This window comes from Turicibacter sp. TJ11 (assembly GCF_021497505.1).
Taxonomy (GTDB): domain Bacteria; phylum Bacillota_I; class Bacilli_A; order MOL361; family Turicibacteraceae; genus Turicibacter.
The window spans coordinates 2,389,697-2,415,634 of the sequence record NZ_CP069349.1; the positions used below are offsets into that span (position 1 = coordinate 2,389,697).

The window sequence follows — 25,938 nt, forward strand, 5'->3', positions numbered from 1 at the left end:
TTTAAGTTTATGGCAAAAGAGATTTTATTTGCTGAAGATGCGCGTCGCGCGATGATTCGTGGGGTAGATAAATTAGCGGATACCGTTAAGGTTACTTTAGGGCCAAAAGGTCGAAATGTTATTTTAGAACAAAAATTTGGAACACCTCAAATTATTAATGATGGAGTATCTATTGCAAAAGAAATTGAATTAGAAGATAAATTTGAAAACATGGGAGCACGTTTAGTCGCTCAAGTAGCTAGTCGTACAAACGATGTAGCAGGAGATGGAACAACAACTGCAACGGTATTAGCTCAGGCAATGATTCGAGAAGGAAATAAAAACATTGTAGCTGGTGCTAATCCAATGACAATTCGTCGTGGAATAGAACGTGCTGTAAAAGTAGCAGTAGAAGCATTAAAAGCAAATTCTAAGCCGATTGAAGGAAAGGAATCAATCGCTAGTGTAGCAGCCATTTCTGCTGCTGATGAAGAAATCGGTAAATTAATTGCAGAAGCGATGGAACGTGTAGGAAACGATGGTGTCATTACGTTAGAAGAATCAAAAGGATTCGAGACAACAATGGACATTGTTGAAGGAATGCAATTTGATCGTGGATATTTATCATCTTATATGGTGACGGATACAGATAAAATGGAAGCTGTTTTAGATAATCCGTATATTTTAGTAACAGATTCAAAAGTTTCTGCTTTACAAGATATTTTACCTATTCTTGAACAATTAGTTCAAACAGGCCGTTCAATGATTATTATTGCTGATGATATTGAAAATGAGGCTTTAGCTGCATTAGTCGTGAATAAATTACGTGGTACGTTTAATGTAGTTGCTGTTAAAGCACCTGGATTTGGAGATCGTCGTAAACGTATGCTTGAAGACATTGCTATTTTAACAGGAGCTCAATTAGTGACTGAAGAATTAGGATTAGAGCTTAAAAATACAACATTAGATCAATGTGGACACGCTGGTCGTGTGATTGTCACGAAAGATCATACAACAATCGTGGAGGGAATTGGGTCACAAATGGACATTCAAGCACGTATTGCTCAAATTCGTGCGGAGTTAGAAAATACAGTTTCTGAGTTTGATAAAGAAAAATTATTAGAACGTTTAGCAAAACTAAGTGGAGGAGTTGCCGTTATTAAAGTAGGTGCAGCTACTGAAACAGAGTTAAAAGAACGTAAATTACGTATTGAAGATGCGCTAAACGCGACACGTGCTGCCGTTCAAGAAGGAATTGTTGCCGGTGGTGGAACAGCGTATATGAATATTTATAATGAGGTTGAAAAAATTGAAGCCACAGGTGATGAAGCAACGGGTGTTCAAATTGTTTTAAAAGCATTAGAAGCTCCAATTCGTCAAATTGCTGAAAATGCAGGAATTGAAGGATCAATCATTGTTTATAAGTTAAAAGAGTTAGAACCAGGATTCGGATATAATGCTGCAACAAATGAGTTTGTTGATATGTTCCAATCAGGAATTGTTGATCCAACTAAGGTAACTCGTTCAGCTTTACAAAATGCTGCAAGTATCTCAGCTTCATTCTTAACGGCTGAAGCGGCTGTTGTTGAGATTGAAAAACCTCAAGCACCTCAGTCACCAGCTGATATGGGCGGAATGGGAATGATGTAATAAAAAAATCTCTAGATTAGTCTAGAGATTTTTTTATGATGATTTCAAGATAAGCTATAATAAAAGAAATGAAGATTAGAGGTGAGCCATGAAGGGAATTGGAACAGATATCATTGAGATCAGGCGTATTGAACAACTTAAACAACGTGAACGATTTGTTCATAAATTATTGAGTGAAGAAGAATTACAATTATATCAATCATTTAAACATATTAAAAGGCAAAATGAATTTTTAGCGGGTCGTTGGGCGGTTAAAGAAGCATTATATAAAGCTTTAGGAACATACTGTAATGGAAAATCATATCAAGAATTCAGTGTTATAAATGATGAAATAGGAAAACCTTTTTTATTAACACCTAAGCTAGAAGGATTACATATTAGCATTAGTCATTGTGAACATTATGCGGTAGCATTCGTTATTTGGGAATAAAAAAATCAGCTATTAATAGGAGGCCACTGAAAAAGTCCTCTATCTGAAAACATCTAACATTTCAATAGAAGTGTTGGATGTTTTTTTGATTTACGGTAAAATTAAACTAACGTCAAACTTTGTCGAGGGGTGCTTATGCTAGTTAAACAAAATGCTTTACCACTTAGCGCATACGCAGGATTATATGATATGGTGGTTCCAAAAGATAATTTATTAAGACGAATGAATGAAGTGGTTGATTTTTCATTTATTTACGATGAGTTAAAAGAAAAATATTGTGTGGATAATGGTCGAAATGCAATTGATCCCATTCGCTTATTTAAGTATCTATTATTAAAAGTCATTTATGAACTATCTGATGTAGATGTGGTGGAGCGTTCGCGTTACGATCTGTCATTTAAGTATTTTTTAGGAATGGCACCAGAAGAAGATGTTATTCATCCCAGTTCATTAACGAAGTTTAGAAAGTTACGTTTAAAGGATGTTGAACTATTAGATTTATTAATGAAGAAATCGGTAGAGATTGCGATTGAACATGACTTAATTAAAAGTAAAGCTATTATTGTGGATTCCACCCACACTCAAAGCCGTTACCATCAAAAATCACCTAAGGATTACTTAGTTGAGTTATCTAAAAAGCTTCGTCGTCAGGTTTATGAAGTTGATGAAACAATGAAAGAATTAATGCCTGATAAAAATCCTGATAATAATTTAGAAGAAGAATTAAATGATGCTCAAAGTGTCGTTGAAGTTATTGAAAGAAATGAAGTTGTCTCAAATATGCCTGCTGTTAAATCAACACTTAATTTATTAACGCTGTGTTAGACAATATTGTTGATAGGTAGAATAGAACTCCCCGAATATGGTAAACTAATAATAAACAAATGTTCGAGGTGAGTTTATGACAACGTTAAGTTCCATCAAAGCCGATATTTTAACTTTAAATGATGAACAACAAGCTAATTTATTAAGTTATCTTTCAGAGATTCTATCACTTAGCCCAGTTTCTATAACTGATTGTCGAGAAGCCCGTTTTTCAAAAGGAAAGGCTTGCCCTCATTGTGAAAGTCATGAGGTTTGTAAGTATGGAATCACATGTGGCAAACAACGTTATAAATGTAAATCTTGCCGTCGAACATTTACTGACCTTTCAAAATCGGTTTTATCAAGCTCAAAGTTGCCATTAGAGGACTGGTTAGAATATGCCAAATGCATGATTTTAGGTTTTAGTATTCGTCGTGCAGCTATTCAAATTGGGGTGTGCGTAAAGACCTCTTTTTATATGCGTCATCGTATTTTAGACGCTATTCGTCCGTATATTGGAATGGGACATTTAGAGGGAGTTATTGAAATGGACGAAACATATTTTGCTGAATCCTTTAAAGGAAACCATATCAAGAGTGGATTTACGATGCCTCGTCCGTCTCGTAAACGTGGTGGAGAAGTAAAGAAACGTGGGATTAGTTCTGAACAGGTTTGTGTCTTAACAGGTTTAGACCGCCAAGGAAATATCTATACGGAGCTCGTCTGTAAGGGACGTATGAAAAGCTCTGATTTAAGTCGTGCATTAGAAGGTCACATTGAAGTTGGCTCTATTTTGTGTACGGATAGTCATCAAAGCTATATTCAATTTGTTGAAGATTTTGAATTGGAGCATAAGCGCATTGAGAGTGGAAAACGTAGAACTGATGACTTCTACAACATTCAACGTCTTAATTCTTTTCATAGTCGTCTAAAACTTTGGATGTCTCGATTCAAAGGAGTTTCGACTAAGTATTTAGTTAACTATTTATATTGGATGAAATGGTTAGAATATTTCAAAGATGATAAAGAAGTTTTGAAAGGAAAAAATATGATTCTCCAAATGGTATCCAGTCAATTAGAGCTAAATATCAATGATTATAGAACTCGCCAAGCTTTATTTCGCTAAAAAAGTTGTTAATTTTTTCCTAAAACTCTATAATAAAGATATAAATTGAGTAAAGGAGGGGATTAGGTTTGAACATCTTAATTTTCGGGGGTTCCTATATTTTATTAATTTTAGTGTTAGGGGTTATTTTTACCTTATTTGTATTAACAGGCATTTTTATAAGTCAAAAAAAAGCTTATTTACAACAAAAAAATAACGAAGAGTGGAACCAAAGTTTGATGGATAACAAGGGGCGTAAATTATATTTAATATTACTATATTCTTATTTAATATCTATGTTAGTAATGTTTCCTTTATCTTGTTTTTGGTTTAATTTTATCGGATTTAAAAATGCTAAATTAGCTGCTTTAGTTATGTGGTTAGTAATTTCGATTATTATGACAATAAAACTACCTCAGTTTAAAAGTATGTTCCAGGAAAAGTATAACAAATATTACACTAAATAAAAGAGACTTGTATGATAAGTCTCTTTTATAAATGAATATAACAACAATTTTATCTAACACAGCTTTTATTAAAAGAAGTTATCGAGGATGATTTAGAACATATCCAATCCATGCACGATAAAGATGCACGCGTGGGACATAAGACAGCGGATAGTCATTATTTTGGATATAAAACACATCTTGCCATGACAAAGGAACGAATCATGGTGGGGGCTATTGTGACAACAGGGGAAAAACATGATGGAAAACAACTACAAGAATTAGTAGAAAAATCAAGAACTGCAGGGATGAAAGTTGAAACAATTATCGGTGATGCAGCCTATTCGGAAAAAGATAATTTAAAGTTTACATCGAAAGAAAAGATACAGTTAGTTTCACGTTTAAGTAAAACAGTCACACATGGCAATCGAAAAAATGCAGAAAAGTTTGAGTTCAACAAAGATGCACAGATGTATGTTTGTTCTGCAGGTCACATGAGCATTAAAAAGACAAGTACACGACCTAAAAAACATGAAGAAGATGGTGAAGGAACTGTTGAGTCTTATGGGTTTGATGTAGAGAAGTGTCAGGTGTGTCCATTAAGAGATGGGTGTTACAAAGAGGGTGCGAAAACAAAGTCATATTCGGTTTCCATCAAATCCAACACACATCAAGCACAAGCTGAATTTCAAGAGACGGACGCTTTTAAAGAAGAAGCAAAGTATCGCTATATGATTGAAGCGAAAAATAGTGAGTTAAAGTGTAGACATGGTTACGATCGAGCGACGTCATCAGGTCTTTTTGGTATGCAGTTGCAAGCAGCCACAACATTATTTGGAGTTAATTTAAAAAGAATTCTAAAATTAATCCATGAAAAAGCGTAAGGATTTGGCTCTTAAGTCATAACACATAAAAAAAGTTAGAAAATATAGGAATTTAAATCCTGATTTTCTAACTTTTTTATTTTGGATTACCTGAGTACTAAAAATCAGAATAGATTTTCAGTGGCCTCCTATTAATAGCTGATTTTTTTATTTAGTGATTAGTGTCTGTCTGGTGTGAATAGTAATCCAAGATTAATTAATCCAGAAATACCAACTAAGGCGTAGATGACACGTGATAAAAGTGCACCTTGTCCACCAAAGATGAATGCTACAAGATCAAATTGGAAGAATCCAATAAGACCCCAGTTAATTGCACCAATTATTGTTAAAATTAAAGCAATACGTTGAATTAACGACATAGTTTTCGCTCCTTCCTGTTTTGGATATCTATAGTATTTAATAAATCATCTAGTTTTATTCATCAGAAAGCATAAATTAATTAAACAGTTCATAGTATTAATTGAAACTGAACTTAATAAAAGAGGTGGATAGCGATGAAGAAATTATGTTTAATGTTCGCAGTAGTGCTTACCGTGCTATTAGCAGCATGCGGAGAAATGTCTCAACAAGATGTTGTTGACAAGCTAACAAGCAACTTAGAAGGTGCAAAGTCTTATTATGCAACGGGTGTAATGGAAGTTGATAATAATGGACAAGTGTATCAATATAATGTTGAGGTAGCTTATCAACAACCAGAAAACTACAAAGTAACGTTGAAAAATGAAACAACAAACAATGAGCAAATCATACTAAAGAATGATGAAGGTGTTTTCGTTTTAACACCAGCATTAAATAAGCAATTTAAATTCCAAAGTGATTGGCCATTATCAAGTTCACAAGTTTACTTATATCAGTCATTATTAACTGATATTTTAAATGACACAGAAGCTACATTTGAAGCAGGTGACGATGCTTATACGTTTGAAACAAAAGCAAACTATCATGGTAATCGTGATTTAGTTTCACAAAAAATGACATTTGATAAAAAATCATTAACACCAGCTGAAGTTTATGTAGTGGATAGTGAAGGAGAACCACGCGTTACAATGAAATTTACATCATTTAAGTTTGATGAAAAACTAGCAGATGGATATTTCGATTGTCAACAAACAATGGAATATTCTCAAGAAACAATGGGTGAAGGTGTGATCAATGTATTAGATGATGAATTATACCCAGCTTACTTACCGGAAGGAACAACTTTAGTAAATAAACAGGCAATTGAAATTGAAGAAGGTCAACGTATCATCATGACATTTAGTGGTGATCAAGACTTCACGATTATTCAAGAGCCAGTTTCATATAATGAATCAATGGGTGTAGAACCTGTTGCTGGACAACCTGTATTCATCAACGGAACAGTTGGAGCTTTAAGCGACAATTCATTAACATGGGTTGAAGGTGGAGTTGAATGTTTCATCGTTTCTGAAACATTAGATTCAGATGAATTAGTTTCAGTTGCAGCATCAGTTTCTGGCCTTTCAGAAAAATAATTGATAAAAAGACGAGAGTGTATCTCGTCTTTTTACTATAATATTTATGTACAAAGCTATAAATCTAATACTGTCCACTACTGGTGTTATTATTGGCGATAAGTTTCTTCCTTAAGAATAAATTGCATGAAAACAACATATTCTATTAAGGATGATTAATTGTTTAACTTTTAGTATCTTCTATCAGATCGCATAACTTTGCTAAGGCTTATATCTTTCATTACAACATCTCTTATATGAAAAGAAGTTCCTTAGATGACATTCATAAAAAAACTGTGTTTTTCGTGTGTACAAAATGTATTCATTTATGTTAAATTTTAAATAGATATTTTTTCATCATTGGAGAGTGTTAGGATGAGTATAAGATATAAAGTATTAGTAGCGGAAGATGAAGTGAAAATCAGAGAGATTTTAGTTGATTTATTAGCGGATTATTATGACGTTATTGAGGCAAAAGATGGGGATGAAACGCTACGCTTATTTCATTCACAACAGATTGATTTCGTTTTATTAGATTTAATGATGCCTGGAAAAGATGGATTTTCTGTTTTAAAAGAAATTCGCTCAGTTTCTAAAGTTCCGATCATGATTCTAACCGCCCGCTCTAGCGTAGAAGATCAAGTGAAAGGATATGACTTAAAGGTAGACGACTATGTGACTAAACCATTTGACAATAAAGTGCTATTAGCCAAGATTAATCGTTTATTGACACGTGTCAACGAGGCCGATGACGTTGAAACATATGAACTTGCTTTTGATGGATTAGTGGTGAATAAATTATCAAGAACGGTTCGTATTGATAATGAATTAGTCGACTTTAGACCAAAGGAATTTGATTTATTAGTTTTTTTAATCGAAAATCATCGTATTGCCTTAGATCGAGATCGTATTTTAGATGCGGTATGGGGAATTGATTATTTTGGTGATACGCGTGTTGTGGATACACACATTAAAAAGATTCGTAAGAAATTAGGAATTTATTCTAAATATATTCATACAGTATTCGGGGTTGGGTATAAATTTGAGGTGATTTAACGTTGCGTTTAGCTACAAAGATTTTCTTATTACTTTTTGGCTTATTTTTTGCAACAATTAGTTTAGATATTGCAGCTCAATACTACTTTTATGACTTTGCTTATCCTGGTTATAAACAAAATCAAATTTATCAACTGGTGCATGAAATAAAAGAAGAAGTTCCGAATTTTGAAAGATACACCAATGACTTTTTTTCTTATATGAATGATCTTAAAGGGGAATATTTAATTCAATATAAACTTCATAGTTCAGATACTTCGCAGCTAAACTTGGATGTCTTAATGGATAATGATATCTTTTTTGAATCTACAAGTGAAGAAGATGTGACCGTTTATCATTATTACACGATTATTACCTTTAAAGGTGGAGAACAATGGATTATTGAGATTTCATATTCATTACAAGTTCTTGGCGAAATGTTATCGGTGTTTACGAGTTATTATATTTTTATTTTTATGGTACTCGCTATCTTAGTCTTATTTTTTGCGATTTGGTTAACAGAACATATCACAAAACCATTACTTCATATGAAGCGTGTAACTGCTAATATTGCAAACATTAATTTCTCGGAGAAATGTCAAGTGACATCAGATGATGAATTAAAAGAGTTAGCGACTAATATTAATATGATGAGTGATAACTTAAATAAGACATTGACTCAACTTAAAGATGCAAACGAACGTCTTCAAGATGATATTGCAAGAGAACGAGAGTTTGAGCAAATGCGTTCGAATTTCTTCGCAACGATTTCTCATGAGCTGAAAACGCCTTTAACGATTATTAAGGGAATTGCAACTCGTGTAAAGTCGAAACCAATGTCGCAAGAAGATGTCAAGGGACAGCTGGAATCTATTATAGAAGAAGTCGATCGAATGACGATGATGGTTCATGATACCTTAAATTATATGAAGATGGAAAATCCAGAAGATGTATTAGAGTATAGTAGTTTTAATTTAAAAATGTTAATTGAGCATTTAAATAAGAAGGTCGAACACTTGATGGGAGAAAAAAGTCTTCATATTCATCTTGATTTAGATGATGTTTACGTAGAAGCTGATTCAGAACAAATTATGACGGCGGTGACGAACTTGTATTCAAATGCGATTCGTTATACGCCTGATGGCGATCATATTTATGTCACGCTGAAACGTCAAGGAAATAAGGTGAAGTTAGAAATTGAAAATACGGGTATTTTTATTCCTGAAGCTGAGATTGATCGAATTTGGGAACCGTTTTATCGCCTTGAAAAATCTAGGAATAGAGACAGTGGGGGAACAGGTCTTGGATTACTGATAACAAGTAAAATTCTACAAATGCATCACAGTAAATATGGTGTGATGAATACGGATCGAGGAGTCAAATTTTATTTTGACTTAAACATTGATCCAGATTTTGATGAATAACTCTAAATATTTAAATGCATTTATTCTAAGATATTTCTTAATTAAAATATTTTTTATAATGCAAAAAATCTATTTAATTTAATATAATGAATAAAAGGAATATGCGTTTCTATCTGTTATCTTAGAGATAGATTGTTTGTTCGTTTTAATAGAGGGGAAGTAAAATAGTCATTTGTGTCAAACAAATGACTATTTTATTAACTAACTGTAAGAGGGGGATTATGATATGAAAATTAAAATTAATGAGAAAGCAAATTTAGTAAAGCCATCGATCATCCGCCAAATGAAGGCATTGGCTGATACATATGAAAATGTGGTTGATTTTACCTTAGGAGAACCTCATGTTTTTCATCGAACGTATGAGGTAATTAAGGAGTCTTTTAATGAGCAAATAATTCAAAATCATATCGGTTACTCAAATCATTACGGTGTAATGGAGCTTAGAGAATCTATTACTCAGTACTGCAAAGAACATTATCATCAAGTGTACGATGCAAGTTGTGAGATTATTATCACGACAGGTGTTTCTGAATCTATTAGTGCTGTTTTAAAAACAATTTTAGAAGAAGATGATGAGGTGATTCTTTTTTCACCAGCTTTCTCTTTATATAATACAAATATTGAAATGTATGGTGGAAAGCCCGTTTTGTATGATATGGTTCAAAATGAAATGAAAATTAATAAAGAAAAGCTAAGTGAGTTAATTACCTCTAAAACAAAGGCCATTTTAATCAACTCACCATGTAATCCAACGGGAAAAGTTTTCTCTAAAGAAGAGAATCAAATTATCTATGAGTGTATTAAGGACTATCCGATTTTTGTGATTTCGGACGAAATTTATCGAGAAATTGTATTTGATGGAGTTGAGTGTCCTTCTCTTTCTGAGTATGAGGATCTAAGAGATCGCCTATTTATTTTAAATGGATTTTCTAAATCATTTGCGATGACAGGGTGGCGACTTGGATATGTTTTAGGACCAAAAGAATATATGCCAACTATTGCAGTTGTTCATCAAAACTTCGTTGCTTCTGCTTCAACGATTTCTCAGTATGCAGCACTTGAAGCATTAAAGCACCCTGAACTAACAGTGTCTATTCATGAGTTGTATCAAGCGAATCGAAACTATGTTTATGAACAGCTAAAACCTTATTTTAATCATGTGGTCAAACCAGAAGGAGCCTTTTATTTATATTTAGATGTAAGTAATTATGGTTTAACTTCATCTGAGTTTGCCATTGAATTATTAAAAGAACAACGAGTAGCAGTTGTACCAAGTTTAGCTTTTGAAGCGACTGATTCAGGATATGTGAGATTATCTTATTGTTGTGATTTTAACGTTTTAGAAGAAGGCGTTCGTCGCATACAAAATTTTAGAAAAAGTTTGTAAAATAGCAAATTATCTACATAGATATGGTAAAATACTGTCAGATTTAAAGCTAAGGATTTATTGAAAAAATTCTTGATGTCCGAAAAGCAATGCTAATTTGAAAGAGTGATAGCAATGAAAAGATATAATAATAGCCGTTACAGGCATCGTCCACAAAAACGTAAAAAGCGAATCAGAATTAATAAAGTGCGATTTACAATCTTTATTTTTTGCTGTTCAGCTATTCTTTTCTTAGCGGGATTTGGGATTAAAGCATTACTGACAGATCGTGTAGATTTAACAATTAGTATGACCGATGATTTAAATCCTGTTGAAGGTGAGAGCTTATACCGAGTGTTACTCTCTTGGGAACCATTAGAAGTAGATGACTATAAAGAAGTTCAAATTACCGTTGATGAAAAGGAATATAAATTAACACCAAGTTCAACTCAATTTGAAGTCGATCTAACGGAACCTGAGCAGAGTTATGAAATTACGTTTAAAGCTAAGAAAAAAGGATTAGTTTTTTCACGCCAACTTAAAAAAGTAGTAAAGACGTTTGAAGATAATCAAATACTTTCTCAGGACGTCTCTAATTTTGAAATTGATAAGGATCAATTATCATTTGAGCATCTCATTCAAAAAAATTCAGATCTTTCGTTTAAATCAAAATCAATTTCCTATGAAGCTATTGATGTCATCAATAATATTCACTCTGAGGCAACCATTGAGGTTCTTGAAGAGGATTCAGAAAAGCTTAGGCAAAAAGTTATTATTCCATTTAGTCAATTTGAAGAAAGTCCAACGATTTCAATTAATATGAAAACAGAGATTAATGATATTATCTTATTAACACCTGTTAAAGATATGAATTTAGAGGTTGATCAACTGAAGACAGAATCGTATCGTGTTGTATTTGAAGGAAGCCAGCTATTATTGGTTAACGACAATATCGAACATTATGAGTATAAAAGTCATGATTTTTATGCAGAATCGCTTTATGTTAATCTGAATTCTGAGACTGAGAATGCAACGTATCAATTAACTGATTTATCTGGTGATTTAATTAAGGATGAACGATATAATTCTCAAGATCATTCAGGAATTAACTTAGTAGACTTATCCCCAGGACAATATTTTATTCAATTTAATCAACTTCCAGTGTATGTATCCGAGTCTTTAAATGAGGTGTGGTACACTGTTACGAGAAACAAAGAGTCTAACCAAATAACACTTCAATCAAAAAATGGACAGCTCTCTTTAAAAGTGGAAAAAGTGCAGGAGCTACCAGAAGATGTTTATGATATTTTAATCGATCCCGGACATGGGGGATTAGATGGGGGAACGGTTGCGAAAGACTTAACAGAAGCCGAAGAAGTTTTAAAAATATCAACATATATTGCAAGTCGTCTAGAGGAACACGGATTAAAAGTTAAATTAACAAGAACAGAAGATGTTGATCCAGCTGGTCCAGGTAATTTTGATTATGGAAAATCAGCATTTTTTGACGAAGGACGTGTCGAGCAGGTTTATCGTTATCAAACGAAATATATGTTATCGAGTCATTTGAATTCTTTTGATGGCTCACTTGAAGGGTTTGAAGTCTATAGCTCTGTTTTTGTCAATAATGATTGGGCTTCAAGAGTTTCACAAGCTCTCATTGAAGCGGGACAAAAAGCTCGTGACTCGGAAAAAAGTGAATTTAGAGTCTCAGAAGGTTCATATAAGAAATATTATTTATGCACAGGAACAAGCTATGATATTGATTATGGATGTACAAGTGATTATATGGATTATTTGTATATTATTCGAGAAACGGGTGGAAAGGTTTCGCAGGCATCCACTTTAGTTGAGTATAACGACAAATATCAAGACATTCCTAACTACGGATCAGAAACGCTTTTAATTGAATATGCTTATTTAGATAATAGTAATGACTATAGTAAGTGGATTAATAATTGGAAATCTTATGGAGAAGCCGTTGTTAAAGCAACAGTAGACTATTTAGGAATTGAGTATAAAAAGTAAAAGAGTGGTTATCCACTCTTTTACTTTTTATCTATAAAACACACTCATTAAAAGATTAACTATCTTTTAATTGAAAATCTTTCAACCATCAAAAGTTGAGTTTCAATGATAAATGAGTTTTGTTTATAATCAATCCATGAAATAAACCATAAATATAACATAAGAAAAATCATATTTGCACAAACTTAATGTAGGACCAGTAGAGGATGTTTTTTAAAAGTGATTTTTAATAATAGATAGAAAATATATTTTATGTTATCATATTGTTTAGAATTTTAACATTTTATAGTAATAGTAGTTTATTAAAAAGGAGAGGAAATAATGGATCATTCAAAAAAAATATTAATATTAACAGCTCCTTTTGGTAGTGGGCATTTACAAGTTTCTAGTTCGTTAACAGAGGAATTTTTGAAACATGATCATGTCATTGTTGAGGAGTATGATTTATATTCTGAAGAATTTCCGACCTTATCCAAAACACTACAAAAAGCTTATTTAAAAACATATAAACCGATTGGAAAAGATCTTTATCGAATGCTTTATTACGGTTCAAACTATGCCATTTATGATTCATTTCACGCAAAGATTTTAAAACCCTATTTAGAATTCGGTATTCGTTCACTTCGCAATAAGATTCGTTCATTTGAACCGGATGCGATTATTAGTGTTTTTCCTGTGACCTCTTTATATACTTTAGAAGAAAAAGCATTCAAAATTCCGATTTATACTGTTATTACAGATTACTACGCGAGTGGTTTATGGTTATACAAAGGTGCTCGTCGTCACTATGTGGCTAATAACCGAATGATTGCTTGGGGAGTAGCAAATGGGTTAGTACAAAATCAGTTTATGTTAACAGGTATCCCTGTTCATGATAAGTTTTATCAATCGTTAAATCGTGAATCTTTATATAAAAAGTATGATTTAGATCCAACTAAACGAACAGTGCTTGTTGCAGCGGGAACGCATGGTGTGGTTTCACGTGTCGATGAAATTGCTGAACGTTTAGCTGCACAGCCAGAAATTCAGGTCGTTGTCGTTTGTGGTAAAAATGAAAAGTTATATAATCAAACGATTGAATTAACGAAAGAATTTAGTAATTTAAAAGTTTTAGGATATTGCAGGGAAATGCATGAATTATTAGAGATTGCGGATTTAATGGTGACAAAACCAGGTGGAATTTCATTAACTGAAGCAGCCATTAAAGGAGTTCCTGTCATTTTGTATAACCCTGTTTATGGTCAAGAACTTGAAAATGCCAAGTATTTCTCAGATAAAAAAGCAGCTGTCATTGTTTCAAGTGAATCAGAACTCATTTATCATGTTTTAATTATTTTAAATGAAGATGGATTACTAGAGGAGATGAAGGACAATATTAAACAATTATCTCGACCATATTCAGCTAAAACTATCGTTGAGGATGTGCTAAAAGATAGCGATGAATACTACAAACAACCATTATAAAGTTTTAAAATTAACACATTTAAAAGCTCAAGATTATGAAGTAGCGATTCAAACACCAACTGAACAAGTTGTTTTATTACCTGTTCATGAAGAATTAGTTTTAAAGTTTCGTTTAGTCGTTGGAAAAGAACTTGATCAATCACAAGTTACCGAGTTAAATGGAAAGCTTGATTTAGGGCGGGCTTATCAATATGCTTTAAACTTATTATCTAAAAAATCTTATACGACAGCTCAAATTTATGAGAAGTTAGAAGCAAAAGAATATGAGATGGATATTATTCAAGACGTGCTAAGACGTTTAGTTGATGTTGGATTATTAAACGATGAACAGTACACGATTTCCTATATGAATCATCAAGTCGTGATGGGAAAAAAGGGACCGAATAAAATTAAGCAAGAATTATTACAAAAGGGAATCGCGGAGCGCTTGATTAATCAATATTTAAATCTCTATGAGGAAGAAACACAAGTTGAAAATGCGCTCAAAATAGCCGATCAACTTGTTCGAACGAATAAAAAATACGGACCGCATTTTATTAAACAAAAGATTTCTCAGTCTTTAATGTTAAAAGGATTTAGTCGCTCTGTGATTGAGAAAGTAGTTAATCAAATCGTTTTAATCGAAGATGAAGAAAATTCTATTTTAGCCCAACAAGTCGAAAAGCTTTATAGAAAACATCAGCGCCTTTCAGGCTATGAAAAAAAGGTCAAAGTTATTCAATCGTTAATGAGAAAAGGATTTGACTATCACGATATTGCTTCTGTCTATGAGCAGTTAGAAGAAGAAACAAACGATTAATTGAGGAAGGGGGACTCGAAGAGTCCCTTTTGAGTTTAAAAAGGAGATTGTTTATGGCACAACCGGTTTACTTAAGGGTAAAACAATTAATTGAGGAAGAAATTAAACACTTAGTTTCAAATGCAATGATTCAATCTGAGCGTGATTTAGCTGAAAAATATAATGTTTCAAGAATGACAGCTCGAAAAGCCATTGAAGAACTGATTAAAGAGGGAAAATTGTATCGTAAAGATAAGGTCGGAACGTTTGTTGCAGATGGAAAGTTACATGAACCTGTTGCTGAGTTAGTAGGATTTACGTCTGAAATCATTAGTAAAGGAATGAGACCCCATACTAAGGTAGTTAATTATGAAATTATTCAAGCAGATGAACGATTAGCCAAGCACTTAGAAATTAAAGTGAATGATCGTGTTCATAGTTTATTGCGTTTACGTATGGCAGATAATCGCCCAATGACGCTTGAACATACTTACATTCCGCTTTCTGTTGTCAAAGAATTACCTGAGTCAGTTATTCATCGTTCTATTTATGCATTTTTAGATGGTGAACTAAATGTTAAAATCGCATCAGGTTCACAGATGGTATCTGCGATTAAGGCAGATGAACAGATTTCAGAATTACTGGAAGTTCCGCTTCATGATCCGTTGATTTATCTTGAATTAACGTCAGTTTTAATGAATGGACAAGTTTTAGAATTTGTTGAGACCTATGCAAATCCTCAAAACTATAAAGTCATGATTCATTCTAGGCGTAAGTGGTAAGTCGTTAATGCTAGAGATGTAGTTTAAATATGTTTTTAATACTACAAAAGAGAGTTACCCTTCGTTAAAAAGTAAGATTAGTTAAATCATTATAAATAATGAAATGCGTTTCATATAAGATAGAGTTGACAGATGATGACTAAGAAGCTAAAATATAACTGTAAATTGAATCCATTTAATAAATCTTCGAGGCAGGGTGAAAGTCCCTACCGGCGGTATAGCCCGCAAGCCGTATGGTTGATCTGGTTAAATTCCAGAGCCGACAGTTAGAGTCTGGATGGGAGAAGATTCGTTTTTGATATACTCTTTTTTAGATATATCTCACGAAGATTTATTACGTGAGATCTTTTTGCATTTCACAAAATTTATCTAATTAAGGAGGAGAGTATATGAAAAACTCTAAACATTTATTTAGTAGCACAAAAAACTTAGTTATTTTAGGTGTTTTCATTGCCCTAGGAACAATCTTAATGCTCATTGAGATTCCGTATCCAATTGCACCGTTTTTAAAGTTTGATTTAAGTGAATTAATTGTTCTGTTAACGGTAGAGGTTTTTGGATTAATTCCAGCGATTATAGTTGCTTTGTTTAAATCACTTGTCAATATTATGTTAGGAATGAGTGCAACCCCTATGCATATTGGTTCTATTACGGCGTTTATCGCTTCTTCTACTATTGCATGTTTATATTATTTAACGAAGCAATCGTCTTATAAATTTTTTCGTATTTTAATGATTATTTTTGGGTTTACGGCTGTTTTAACACTTTGTAATTATTTGTTTATTACGCCTATTTATTTTGGTGAGTTAACATTTTTAGATGTTAGAGATTGGGTGACACTAAATCAATTCATTCCAGGACTTCCATTTAATCTAGGATATGGAGCAGCTGTATTATTTACTTATATTCCGTTTAACATGATTAAAGGATTATTAGTCTTAGGCGTTTATGAATTAATTGCACCCCGCTTGTTAGAAGCCATTCAAAAGATTGTAAAAATCAATAAAACAAGATTAATCGTGTCAAAATAAAATAAATGATGATGTAATTTGATGAGAAGGTGATGGCCTTCTCTTTTTTTGATATAATAAATAAAGGAAAAAATAGAGTTAATGAAAAGAAGGTAAGATAATGGGGATAGAGGGGATTTTATGAAGAAGATAATCTATATCATAGGATTTATCTTAATAGTTATTGGAGTATATGAAAATATGAACAGGCTGTCAGACTCTAAAGATAAAGTCTTACATATTTGGGTAAGTCGCGAAGAATATGACGTATTAAAAGAAGTCAATCCTATCTTCGAATCGTTGCATCAGGCCCAGATAAAGATGCAAATCGTTAGTTCTGAACAAGTTATTTCAACGCTCCCGTTATATACCGCATCTTTAGAATATCCAGATGTGATTACCGCATCTCATACGTTGATTTCAGAATTAGTCTCTAAAAATGCGATTAGTCCTATCAGTGAAGTCTTTGAAACCTTTAATATTTTGCCAATTGTTATGTCAGGGTTTAAAGTAAAGGGAGAATATTATGGAATTCCTTATAATGCTCAAACTGATATTTTATTTTATGATCAAGAGGTTTATCCTGAAGGCATTAGTTCGTTTTATGATTTTGATGAAGATAGCGAGATGTCTTTAGTGATGGATTATCAAAATATTTATCATATTAATCCGTTTATCACTGGTTTTGGTGGATATACAATTGGGGTTGATAATTTTGGTGACACTAATTTTTATGATATTGGAATTAACAAAGAAGAATCTGTACAAGGATTGAGTACAATGCTTGGGCTGCTTAATAAAACAGTGATTTATGATGATGAATTTGATATCTATCAATCGTTTATTAATAAAGAAGCTAATTTAATGATTGCTCCAGCCTCATTAATTACATCACTAGAACAGGTGTATCCTAGCTTAGGATACCAAGCTATTCCTAATTTCAAAGACGATCTTTTGCCGTATACTTATATGAAGATTGATACTTACCAAGTGACAAAATTAAGTCAAAATAAAGAATTAGCGATCGAGTATTTAAGATTTTTATTAACTGAAGATGTAGCAGCTTTGCGTTATGAAAAAAATCAATCGATTGCTCCTGTTGATTATGAAAATATCATTTCACAGGATGCTTACTATGGGGTTGTTAAAAAACAATTACATCGCTCCGTACCGTTACCTAATCAAGCTGAGTTTAGTTATTTATATCGACCATTTGCTGAAGCTGCCACGCATTTTTTAGTTGTTCCAAACCAAATTCAAAAGATTATGGACGATACGGTGAATCAAATTAATGAAGAATTAGAAAATATAATGAAATAAGGGTAGGACTTATCGTCCTACTTTTTTATTGAAAATAGGTAATCGGTTTTAGAAAGTTCTTTATTGTTTTTAAAATAAGAGGTAGATATAATTATAGTGATTTTGAGGGTTTTAATAAAAGGGGGATAGCTTTATGGAGAAAAAGTGGTGGCATCGATCAGTAGTATATCAAATTTATCCAAGAAGTTTTAAAGATACAAGTGGGAATGGAATTGGTGACTTAAGAGGAGTCATCGAAAAGTTAGATTACTTAAAAGAATTAGGAATTGACGTTATTTGGTTATCTCCTGTTTATCAATCACCAATGGATGATAACGGATATGATATTTCAAATTATCAGGGGATAGCACCCGAGTTTGGAACAATGGCAGATATGGACGAGTTAATCGAGCAAGCGAATCAACGAGGAATTCGTATTTTAATGGACTTAGTCGTTAATCATACAAGTGATGAACATCCCTGGTTTTTAGAAGCAAAAAAATCAAAAAATAATCCATATCGTGATTATTATATTTGGCGAGATGCATCAGAAGATGATGGAGTTCCAAATGAGTTAAATTCAACGTTTTCTGGAACGGCATGGCAGTACGATGAAACCACACAACAGTATTACTTACATTTATTTAGTAAAAAACAACCAGATTTAAATTGGGGAAATCAAAAGTTAAGAGAAGAAATTTATCAAATGATGAATTTTTGGCTTGAAAAAGGAATCGGTGGATTCCGTATGGATGTTATTGATTTAATAGGAAAAGAGATTGATCAATTAATTACAGGAAATGGTCCTCAATTACATCCATATCTTCAGGAGATGAATCAAGCGTCATTTGGAAATTATGATGTTTTAACAGTAGGTGAAACATGGGGGGCAACACCTGAAATCGCAAAGTTATACTCTGATCCAAGCCGTCATGAATTATCGATGGTTTTTCAATTTGAACATGTCTCAATTGATTGGCATCCACAGGAAGGAAAGTGGCGACCAACTACATTTGATTTTATTAAATTTAAAGAGATTATGAGTAAGTGGCAAACTTCATTAAAAGGAGAAGGATGGAATTCGTTATTTTGGAATAATCATGATTTACCTCGTATTGTTTCAAGATGGGGAAATGATCAACAATATCGTGTTCAAACCGCTAAAATGTTTGCTTCTGTTTTACATTTAATGCAAGGAACACCATATATTTTTCAAGGTGAAGAGATTGGAATGACCAATGTTCAGTTTGAATCACTAGAAGAGTATAATGATATTGAAATTCATCAATTCTATCATGATAATTTAAAAAAAGGTTATACACATGAACAGATGATGGAAGCTATTTGGAAAAATGGGCGCGATAATGCAAGAACACCGATGCAATGGGATGAATCTAAAAATGCTGGATTTACAACGGGAATGCCTTGGTTAAAAGTTAATCCAAACTATAAAACGATTAATGTTCAAAATGCATTAAAAGATAAACAATCAATTTTTTATCATTACAAATCATTAATTGAATTACGTAAAAATAGTCAGTATAGTGAGACAATTATTTATGGAGATTATCAGTTATTACTACCAGAGGATCAACAAGTATTTGCCTATATTAGAGAGGATCAACAACATAGATTATTAGTCGTCGCTAATTTTAGCGAAGAACAAATCGTGAGAACGCTTGAAGGTGAGGTTAAGGACGTCATTCTTTCAAATTACGATGAGACAAATTTAGATTTATCAAACTTAGAACTTAGACCATATGAAGCGATTGTCTTTGAATTAAATAAATAATTTAATAAGAAGAGATACCGTTAACTTTTAAAGCGGTATCTTTTTTTATTAGTTATCAATCAAATGTGCTGTAAGCGAATACAAAAAGAAGCGGATAAAAAATTATTTTTTTGAAACAAATTAATGGAAAAAGCGTATAAAATCTGATAAAATCATATATTTATGTGTATTTTGGACAGAATTTCAGCAAAAGGACACAACTTGGACATATTAATATGAAAGAATTAGAGAAGAAACAGAGAGAATGAAAAAAATTGAAACATTCTAAACAGTCACCAAGACTAGAGAGAAACTTTATTGCGGTAAGTAATAAAGTATGGAGGTCGTAATGATATGAAGAAAAATATTATAGGAGCTGTTCTTGCTACCCTTATGTTTACAGGGAATCATATAAAAGTAGCAGAAGCCTCGACATTAATATCGCCTAATGTTGTTTATCGAGTATATATAAACGATGAAGTTATCGGACTGATCACAGACGAATCAGATTATGAAAAATTGATTGAAAAACGTACCGAAGTGTTGTCTAAACAATATCCTAATCAGGAAATTAAAGCTCCAACGAATGTACGTATTGAAGAAGAAGTTACATTATTACCTATTGAAACAATAGATAGTGAATCTGTATTAAAAACTATTGAACAAAAAGCAAATTTTGAAGCCTCGACACAACAAGTAACAATCGGGGATAAAACTTTTTCTGTAGAAGATGCAAATGTTGTTTCAAATACGATGTTAGAGTTAATGACTTATTATACAGGTGAAGAAGATTTAAAGAAAATTATGAATGTTGAAACATCGATTGTACCGTTGATGGAATCAGGATCTCAGTACGTTGGAGCTAAAATTGTGGAACCTGTTAAAGTAGAAACGACATATGTTTCACCTGAACAGATTTTAACGCCTGAACAAACAAGACGCATGATGCTATATGGACAAGCTGAACCAAAAGAAACAGTTATCTTTGATGAGGATTCATCACTTTGGTATATTGCCAATGATCATGGATTGACAGAAGAGGAACTAATTTTATTAAATCCTGAGGTCGAAGGATTAAAATGGGCGGATTTATTAGGAATGGAACTAGATGTTACGCCATTAAACCCTATTGTCACGGTTGAAACCGAAAAAGAAACGGTTAATGTTTCAGCGATTGCTTATGAGACAGAATACATCGATGATGATACGATGCTAAAGGGACAAACAACAATCAAGCAAGAGGGAAAAGATGGAGAGCATTTAGAGCGTACTCAAGTTTTTTATGAAAATGGAACAAAAGTTTCCTCTGAACTTGTAGAGGAAACAACGGTATCAGAACCTGTGAATGAGATCATCATTCGTGGGACAAAGGTTGTTTCTGGTGTAGGTAGTGGAAATTGGGTTTGGCCAACAACAACTCGTAATGTCACTTGTGGATATTTATGCTATAGTGGTCACTACGCCATCGATATATCTGCATATGTTGGACAACCTGTTTATGCTGCAGATAGTGGTGTCATTGTTAGTGCGGGTTATAGTAGTGGATATGGATATAATATTCTAATTAATCATAAAAATGGATATTATACACGTTATGCGCATTTAAGTTCTTTAAACGTATCAAGTGGACAAACGGTTGAAGCTGGACAAACGATTGGATTAGCAGGGAATACTGGAAATTCAACTGGACCACACTTACATTTTGAGATTCGAACAAATACAGGTAGTCAGCCAAGCTATGCACCAAATCCATTAGATTTTTATTAATTTTACGGATTAAACCTCTAGCTAAGAACATACTATAAAGTATATTAGGCTAGAGGTTTTTATGTACAAATGAGCTTTATTTGATTTGTAATGAAAGTGTATAAACCTAGCTAGTTTATTGACAAATAATGTTGAACTTGATATAGTAAATTACATACAAAAATAGTAAATTTTGAAAATTATAGGAGTGTGAATTGTTTTGGACCCGTCCATGTATTACATAATACTTACTGTCATGATTATTTTATCGGCATTCTTCAGTGCGTCAGAAACGGCGTTTTCAAGTGTGAATTTAATTCGCTTGCGTCAATACGCAGAAGATGATCGACCAGGTGCAAAAAAAGCACTAAGTGTTGCTGAGCGATTTGATGAAGTTTTATTAGCCATTTTAATTGGGAATAATATTGTTAATTTAGCTTCAGCTTCACTTGCAACGGTAGTCGCAACAGAGGTCTTACATTTAGGAGCGTCTAGTGCACCCATTGCAACAGCTGTAATGACAGTTTTAATTATTATCTTTGGTGAAATCTTACCTAAGTCATATGCAAAAGAAAATTCTGAATCACTAGCCTTATCTATCGGTTCGATTTATTATTATATGATTATTATTATGAAGCCATTAATTAAAATCTTTATGATTTTAAAAGAATCAGTGGCCAAATTATATCGTAAAAAAGAAGATGAACCATCGGTAACTGAAGATGAACTGAACGTAATCATTGATACAATGGAAGAAGAGGGGGTCTTACAGCAAGATGAAGTTGAGATGCTTCAAAGTGTTCTTGATTTAAGTGAAACGTTTGTTAAGGACATTATGACACCTCGAGTTGATGTTGTTGCTGTAGATGTTCACGATTCTACTGAACAAATAAAAAACGTCTTTTTAGAAGAGAAGTATTCAAGAATCCCTGTTTATGATGAATCACGAGATAATATTGTAGGGATTTTATACGAACGAGATTTATTTTCTGCCATCATCGAAAAAGGATCAGCTAAAGAAATTATTATTTCTGAAGTTATGCGAGAACCAATGTATGTCTCATATACGATGCGTGTGTCTGATTTACTAACCCGTTTACAACTTGAAAAGCAACACTTAGCTATTGTTGCTGATGAGTATGGTGGAACAGCTGGTCTTGTCACAATGGAAGATGTGCTTGAAGAACTTGTTGGTGAAATTTACGATGAGCACGATGAAGAAGAGCAATTTTTTACAAAAAAAAGTGATACACTATATGAAGTTAAAGCTGACATTGAATTAGATGAGTTATTTGATGTCATGAATCTTGATTTAGATATTCCAGAAGATGCTTACTCATTAGGAAGTTGGATGTATTCAAAAATTGAAGATATTCCAACAATAGGTGATATGTATCAATACCATAATCTCATTTTTACGATTATTGAAGTTGAGGATCGACGCATTAAACGTGTTAAAATTGAGATTGCTGATTTAGAAGAATCAGAAGCTGAATAGTAAAAAGAGAATTTGAAGAACTAATCTTCAAGTTCTCTTTTTTATGAGGTTCTTTGTCAAATAATATTGCTAATTAATTTGTAACCTGTTTACAATGAATAGCCGAAGTGAAATCCTAGTAGCTATGCTGCTAGGATTTTTACTTTTGGTTTGGTTAGGTTTTGAACCATGAGAATACGTGATTTAAAGTGGTAGAAACTACGGTACCCAAAGGCAATACGCTTAATGACTTTAATCTTATTGTTAATTCCTTCAATAGGACCATTCGTATATGAGGTGGTCATTGTGTTTTGAATATAAGATTGATACGTTTTAAACGTTTGAAAAGCGGTTTGGAATTCAAGAGAAATCAGAGAGGGGGTTTCTTGAAGTAAGTGATTGAATCGTTCTAAGTTTTTGGTTTGAAGAGCGAAAAGTAGGTCTTGATACAGATCATAGGTGGCTTTTAATTCAGGGTCTAAATCAAGTAAAAAGTTTAAGATGTCGATTTCACGCATCTGTTGTTTGAAACAGTGAACGGAGTGATAAGTGGTGGTGTTAAGCAAGGAATGAGATTTAAGTAACAAGCGCCAGTAACGTTTAAATTTTCGAGAATGTTTTTTAAACTTTTTCATGAATCGAATACGGGTTTTATTGAGTGCTCGAGAGAGATGTTGAACGAGATGAAATTTATCAATCACAATTTTGGCATGAGGAAACAGCTCCTTAATTAAACTGATATAAGGGGCATACATATCAATCACAATGTGTTTTACACGAGAACGTGCTTCTTTTGTATAGCGTTTAAAATAAGTCTGAAGGGAGCTTAAACGGCGATCTTCAATGATGTCGATGATTTGTTTGGAGTCAGCATCACAAAAGATAAAAGACATATGTCCTTGGGCAGACTTAACAGACTTAAACTCATCAAAACAAAGATTTTCAGGTAAATAATTAAGATTTAAGGTTTGAGATTCATAGAAGCTATGAATGACACGATTAACCGTTGAATGAGAGACTTGATGGCGACGAGCAATATCAGACTCAGATATTTTATTTTGAGCCTCTAAAGCAATGGCATGTTTCGTGTGGTAAGAGATGTAGCAGTTCTTTTCAACGATCGTTGTTTTTAGGGTAAACGTGGACTGACAATGCCCACAGTAATAACGTTGCTTCTTTAATTCTAGATAAGTATCATGAAGTGAAACTTTTGGAATGACGATTCGAGAGGTTTTGAATCCATGCTTTTTAAATTTAGAATCAAAAAGAGTGCCGCAGTGCTCGCAATGAGTCGGTTGATAGGATAGAATGCCCTTAAAAATAAAGCTAGTGACACCCTTCATCTTAACTTCTTCTAAATAATCTTTCTCAAATGTGATATGTTTGTCTTTAATGTTTAAGAGTTTTCTAGTAAAATATGAGTGGGACATCAAACTCAATCCTTTCAATTTTTTCTTAGCCGATAACATTGTAACAGGACAGAGACGAGATGTCTCTTTTTTATGCCATGAAAAAAGGCGCTGCTCCATTAGCAACACCAAATATTATAGAACCTTTTATGATTATGGTAAAATAAAGAAGTATTGAAAGAGGGGATAAGATGATAGGTATATATTTATTATTGATTGTATTAATTATTTTAGTCATATTAGTACTAATTAAAGAAACGCCAAATAGAGAAACACGTCAGTATTCATTGCTTGAACAACAAGTCAAACACGTGATTGATGAGCAACAGCGAATGGAAAAAAGATTACAACAGTCCAACTTTCAAATGTTAGATACGGTCAGTCAAAATAATGAGCGTGTTTTAGAGCGCTACAGTCAGTTTGAGCGAACGATTCGTCAGCAACTTCATCAACATAGTACATTAGTGACAGAGGAGTTACAACGTGATTTTGAGAAGTTAAATGGACGAATCGAAGTTAACTTAATGCGAATTAATGATAAAGTGAATGAACGTTTAGATCAGTCATTCAGTAAGACAAATGAAACATTTCAAAATATTTTAGTTCGTTTAGCTAAAATTGATGAGGCACAAAAAAAGATTGAAAATTTATCAACCGATATTGTTTCGTTGCAGACTTTATTAACAGATAAAAAAAGTCGTGGAACCTATGGAGAAGTTCAGTTATATCAAATCTTAGCATCCGTGTTCGGAGAAAAAAATGATCGCTTATATCAAACGCAGTATAAGCTTTCTAATGCGACAATGGTAGATGCCATTTTATTCGCACCAGAACCGCTTGGAAATTTACCGATCGATTCAAAATTCCCGTTAGAAAATTATCAACGAATGATGGATAAAACATTAATGGAAGTGGAACGACAGATTGCAACTAAACAGTTTAAACAAGATGTCAAGAAACATATTGATGACATTGCCAGTAAGTACATTACACCAAAGGAAACATCCGATCAAGCGATTTTGTTTTTACCCGCTGAGGCAATCTTTGCAGAGATTAATGCGTATCATGTGGATTTAATTGAATATGCTCAGCATAGAAGAGTTTGGCTAGTTTCACCGACAACGTTGATGTCTACTTTAACAACGATTCAAGTGATTTTAAATAACTTAGAACGAGATCGACATGCTTTAGTGATTCAACAAGAATTAAATAAACTCGGAGAAGAGTTTAGACGATATAAAGATCGCTGGGATAAGCTAAGTCGACATATAGACAGTGTTTCAAAAGATGTCAAAGAGATCCATATTACAACTGAGAAAATTGGAACAAGATTTGATGCTATCTCAAATGTCGAACTAGATTTCAAAGAATAAGTGTTAGTAATTGACAAATAAAACGTTTATTTTTATAATAAAGAGGAAAGCTAAAAAATAAATACAATAATATACTCTTATTAAGAGCGATGGAGGCATAGGGGCCTGTGAAGTCGCGGCAACCTCCCTTTGACGGGAAGGTGCCAACCCAAGCGAGTTTAACTCGAGCAATAAGAGGGTTTGAATCAGTTATTCAAGTCCGCTTA

The 25,938-nt window shown here is 33.0% G+C and carries 20 protein-coding genes, 2 pseudogenes and 2 riboswitches; of the genes and pseudogenes, 20 read left to right on the plus strand and 2 right to left on the minus strand.

Annotated elements, in window-relative coordinates:
* Positions 1–9: 9 nt before the first annotated feature.
* The 6 genes and pseudogenes from groL to JRC48_RS11525 form a co-directional block, all read left to right on the plus strand.
* Positions 10–1,629: a chaperonin GroEL gene (gene groL, locus JRC48_RS11500; RefSeq protein WP_235069631.1), complete on the plus strand. Its 1,620-nt coding sequence runs from the start codon at positions 10–12 to the stop codon at positions 1,627–1,629.
* An 88-nt stretch (positions 1,630–1,717) separates the two neighbouring features.
* Complete coding sequence (gene acpS / locus JRC48_RS11505; RefSeq protein WP_235069632.1) at positions 1,718–2,059, plus strand: holo-ACP synthase; 342 nt, start codon at positions 1,718–1,720, stop codon at positions 2,057–2,059.
* A gap of 135 nt (positions 2,060–2,194) precedes the next feature.
* Positions 2,195–2,872 (plus strand): annotated as a pseudogene (locus JRC48_RS11510) (transposase); the annotation flags it as partial.
* A gap of 88 nt (positions 2,873–2,960) precedes the next feature.
* Positions 2,961–3,989: an IS1595 family transposase gene (locus JRC48_RS11515; RefSeq protein ID WP_235068879.1), complete on the plus strand. Its 1,029-nt coding sequence runs from the start codon at positions 2,961–2,963 to the stop codon at positions 3,987–3,989.
* Positions 3,990–4,057: 68 nt separating this feature from the next.
* The gene (locus tag JRC48_RS11520; RefSeq protein WP_235068880.1) at positions 4,058–4,435 is read left to right on the plus strand and encodes a hypothetical protein; all 378 of its coding nucleotides are present in this window, start codon (positions 4,058–4,060) and stop codon (positions 4,433–4,435) included.
* A 65-nt stretch (positions 4,436–4,500) separates the two neighbouring features.
* Positions 4,501–5,298, plus strand: a pseudogene (locus tag JRC48_RS11525) (transposase); the annotation flags it as partial.
* Between the two features lie 158 nt (positions 5,299–5,456).
* Here the strand turns inward: JRC48_RS11525 and JRC48_RS11530 are convergent.
* On the minus strand, positions 5,457–5,657 hold the full coding sequence (locus tag JRC48_RS11530) for a DUF378 domain-containing protein (RefSeq protein WP_235069633.1): 201 nt from the start codon (positions 5,655–5,657) through the stop codon (positions 5,457–5,459).
* A 135-nt stretch (positions 5,658–5,792) separates the two neighbouring features.
* Between JRC48_RS11530 and JRC48_RS11535 the strand changes: the two genes are divergently transcribed.
* The 13 genes from JRC48_RS11535 to JRC48_RS11595 all read left to right on the plus strand — a co-directional run bounded on the left by JRC48_RS11535 (position 5,793) and on the right by JRC48_RS11595 (position 22,971).
* On the plus strand, positions 5,793–6,791 hold the full coding sequence (locus JRC48_RS11535; protein ID WP_235069634.1) for an outer membrane lipoprotein carrier protein LolA: 999 nt from the start codon (positions 5,793–5,795) through the stop codon (positions 6,789–6,791).
* A 354-nt stretch (positions 6,792–7,145) separates the two neighbouring features.
* Positions 7,146–7,826, plus strand: coding sequence for a response regulator transcription factor (locus JRC48_RS11540; RefSeq protein ID WP_235069635.1), 681 nt, complete (start codon positions 7,146–7,148; stop codon positions 7,824–7,826).
* 2 nt (positions 7,827–7,828) lie between these two features.
* Positions 7,829–9,229 carry a HAMP domain-containing sensor histidine kinase gene (locus tag JRC48_RS11545; RefSeq protein WP_235069636.1) on the plus strand — a complete coding sequence of 467 codons (1,401 nt, stop codon included), beginning with the start codon at positions 7,829–7,831 and terminating at the stop codon, positions 9,227–9,229.
* Between the two features lie 226 nt (positions 9,230–9,455).
* Complete coding sequence (locus JRC48_RS11550; protein ID WP_235069637.1) at positions 9,456–10,616, plus strand: pyridoxal phosphate-dependent aminotransferase; 1,161 nt, start codon at positions 9,456–9,458, stop codon at positions 10,614–10,616.
* Positions 10,617–10,730: 114 nt separating this feature from the next.
* Positions 10,731–12,623, plus strand: a complete 1,893-nt coding sequence (locus JRC48_RS11555; protein ID WP_235069638.1) for an N-acetylmuramoyl-L-alanine amidase — start codon at positions 10,731–10,733, stop codon at positions 12,621–12,623.
* Between the two features lie 321 nt (positions 12,624–12,944).
* Positions 12,945–14,087, plus strand: coding sequence for a glycosyltransferase (locus JRC48_RS11560; RefSeq protein ID WP_235069639.1), 1,143 nt, complete (start codon positions 12,945–12,947; stop codon positions 14,085–14,087).
* Positions 14,062–14,886, plus strand: coding sequence for a RecX family transcriptional regulator (locus JRC48_RS11565; protein ID WP_235069640.1), 825 nt, complete (start codon positions 14,062–14,064; stop codon positions 14,884–14,886). Before JRC48_RS11560 ends, JRC48_RS11565 begins: the two co-directional genes overlap by 26 nt.
* Positions 14,887–14,939: 53 nt before the next feature.
* The gene (locus tag JRC48_RS11570) at positions 14,940–15,647 is read left to right on the plus strand and encodes a GntR family transcriptional regulator (protein ID WP_235069641.1); all 708 of its coding nucleotides are present in this window, start codon (positions 14,940–14,942) and stop codon (positions 15,645–15,647) included.
* A 178-nt stretch (positions 15,648–15,825) separates the two neighbouring features.
* Positions 15,826–15,940, plus strand: a riboswitch (FMN riboswitch).
* Between the two features lie 96 nt (positions 15,941–16,036).
* Positions 16,037–16,678 (plus strand): ECF transporter S component, encoded by a 642-nt coding sequence (locus JRC48_RS11575; protein WP_235069642.1) that lies wholly within the window; start codon positions 16,037–16,039, stop codon positions 16,676–16,678.
* Positions 16,679–16,798: 120 nt separating this feature from the next.
* Complete coding sequence (locus JRC48_RS11580) at positions 16,799–17,977, plus strand: extracellular solute-binding protein (protein ID WP_235069643.1); 1,179 nt, start codon at positions 16,799–16,801, stop codon at positions 17,975–17,977.
* Positions 17,978–18,110: 133 nt separating this feature from the next.
* Entirely contained in the window at positions 18,111–19,748 is a 1,638-nt protein-coding gene (locus tag JRC48_RS11585) for an alpha-glucosidase (protein WP_235069644.1), read from the plus strand.
* A gap of 333 nt (positions 19,749–20,081) precedes the next feature.
* The gene (locus tag JRC48_RS11590; RefSeq protein ID WP_235069645.1) at positions 20,082–21,494 is read left to right on the plus strand and encodes a peptidoglycan DD-metalloendopeptidase family protein; all 1,413 of its coding nucleotides are present in this window, start codon (positions 20,082–20,084) and stop codon (positions 21,492–21,494) included.
* A gap of 199 nt (positions 21,495–21,693) precedes the next feature.
* Positions 21,694–22,971, plus strand: a complete 1,278-nt coding sequence (locus tag JRC48_RS11595) for a hemolysin family protein (RefSeq protein WP_235069646.1) — start codon at positions 21,694–21,696, stop codon at positions 22,969–22,971.
* 122 nt (positions 22,972–23,093) lie between these two features.
* Here JRC48_RS11595 and JRC48_RS11600 read toward each other — a convergent pair whose 3' ends face one another.
* Positions 23,094–24,380 carry an ISL3 family transposase gene (locus JRC48_RS11600; RefSeq protein ID WP_235069647.1) on the minus strand — a complete coding sequence of 429 codons (1,287 nt, stop codon included), beginning with the start codon at positions 24,378–24,380 and terminating at the stop codon, positions 23,094–23,096.
* Between the two features lie 170 nt (positions 24,381–24,550).
* On the opposite strand from JRC48_RS11600, the gene JRC48_RS11605 reads away from it, so the two are divergent.
* Entirely contained in the window at positions 24,551–25,732 is a 1,182-nt protein-coding gene (locus JRC48_RS11605) for a DNA recombination protein RmuC (protein WP_235069648.1), read from the plus strand.
* 74 nt (positions 25,733–25,806) lie between these two features.
* A riboswitch (SAM riboswitch) is annotated at positions 25,807–25,909 on the plus strand.
* Positions 25,910–25,938: the final 29 nt, after the last annotated feature.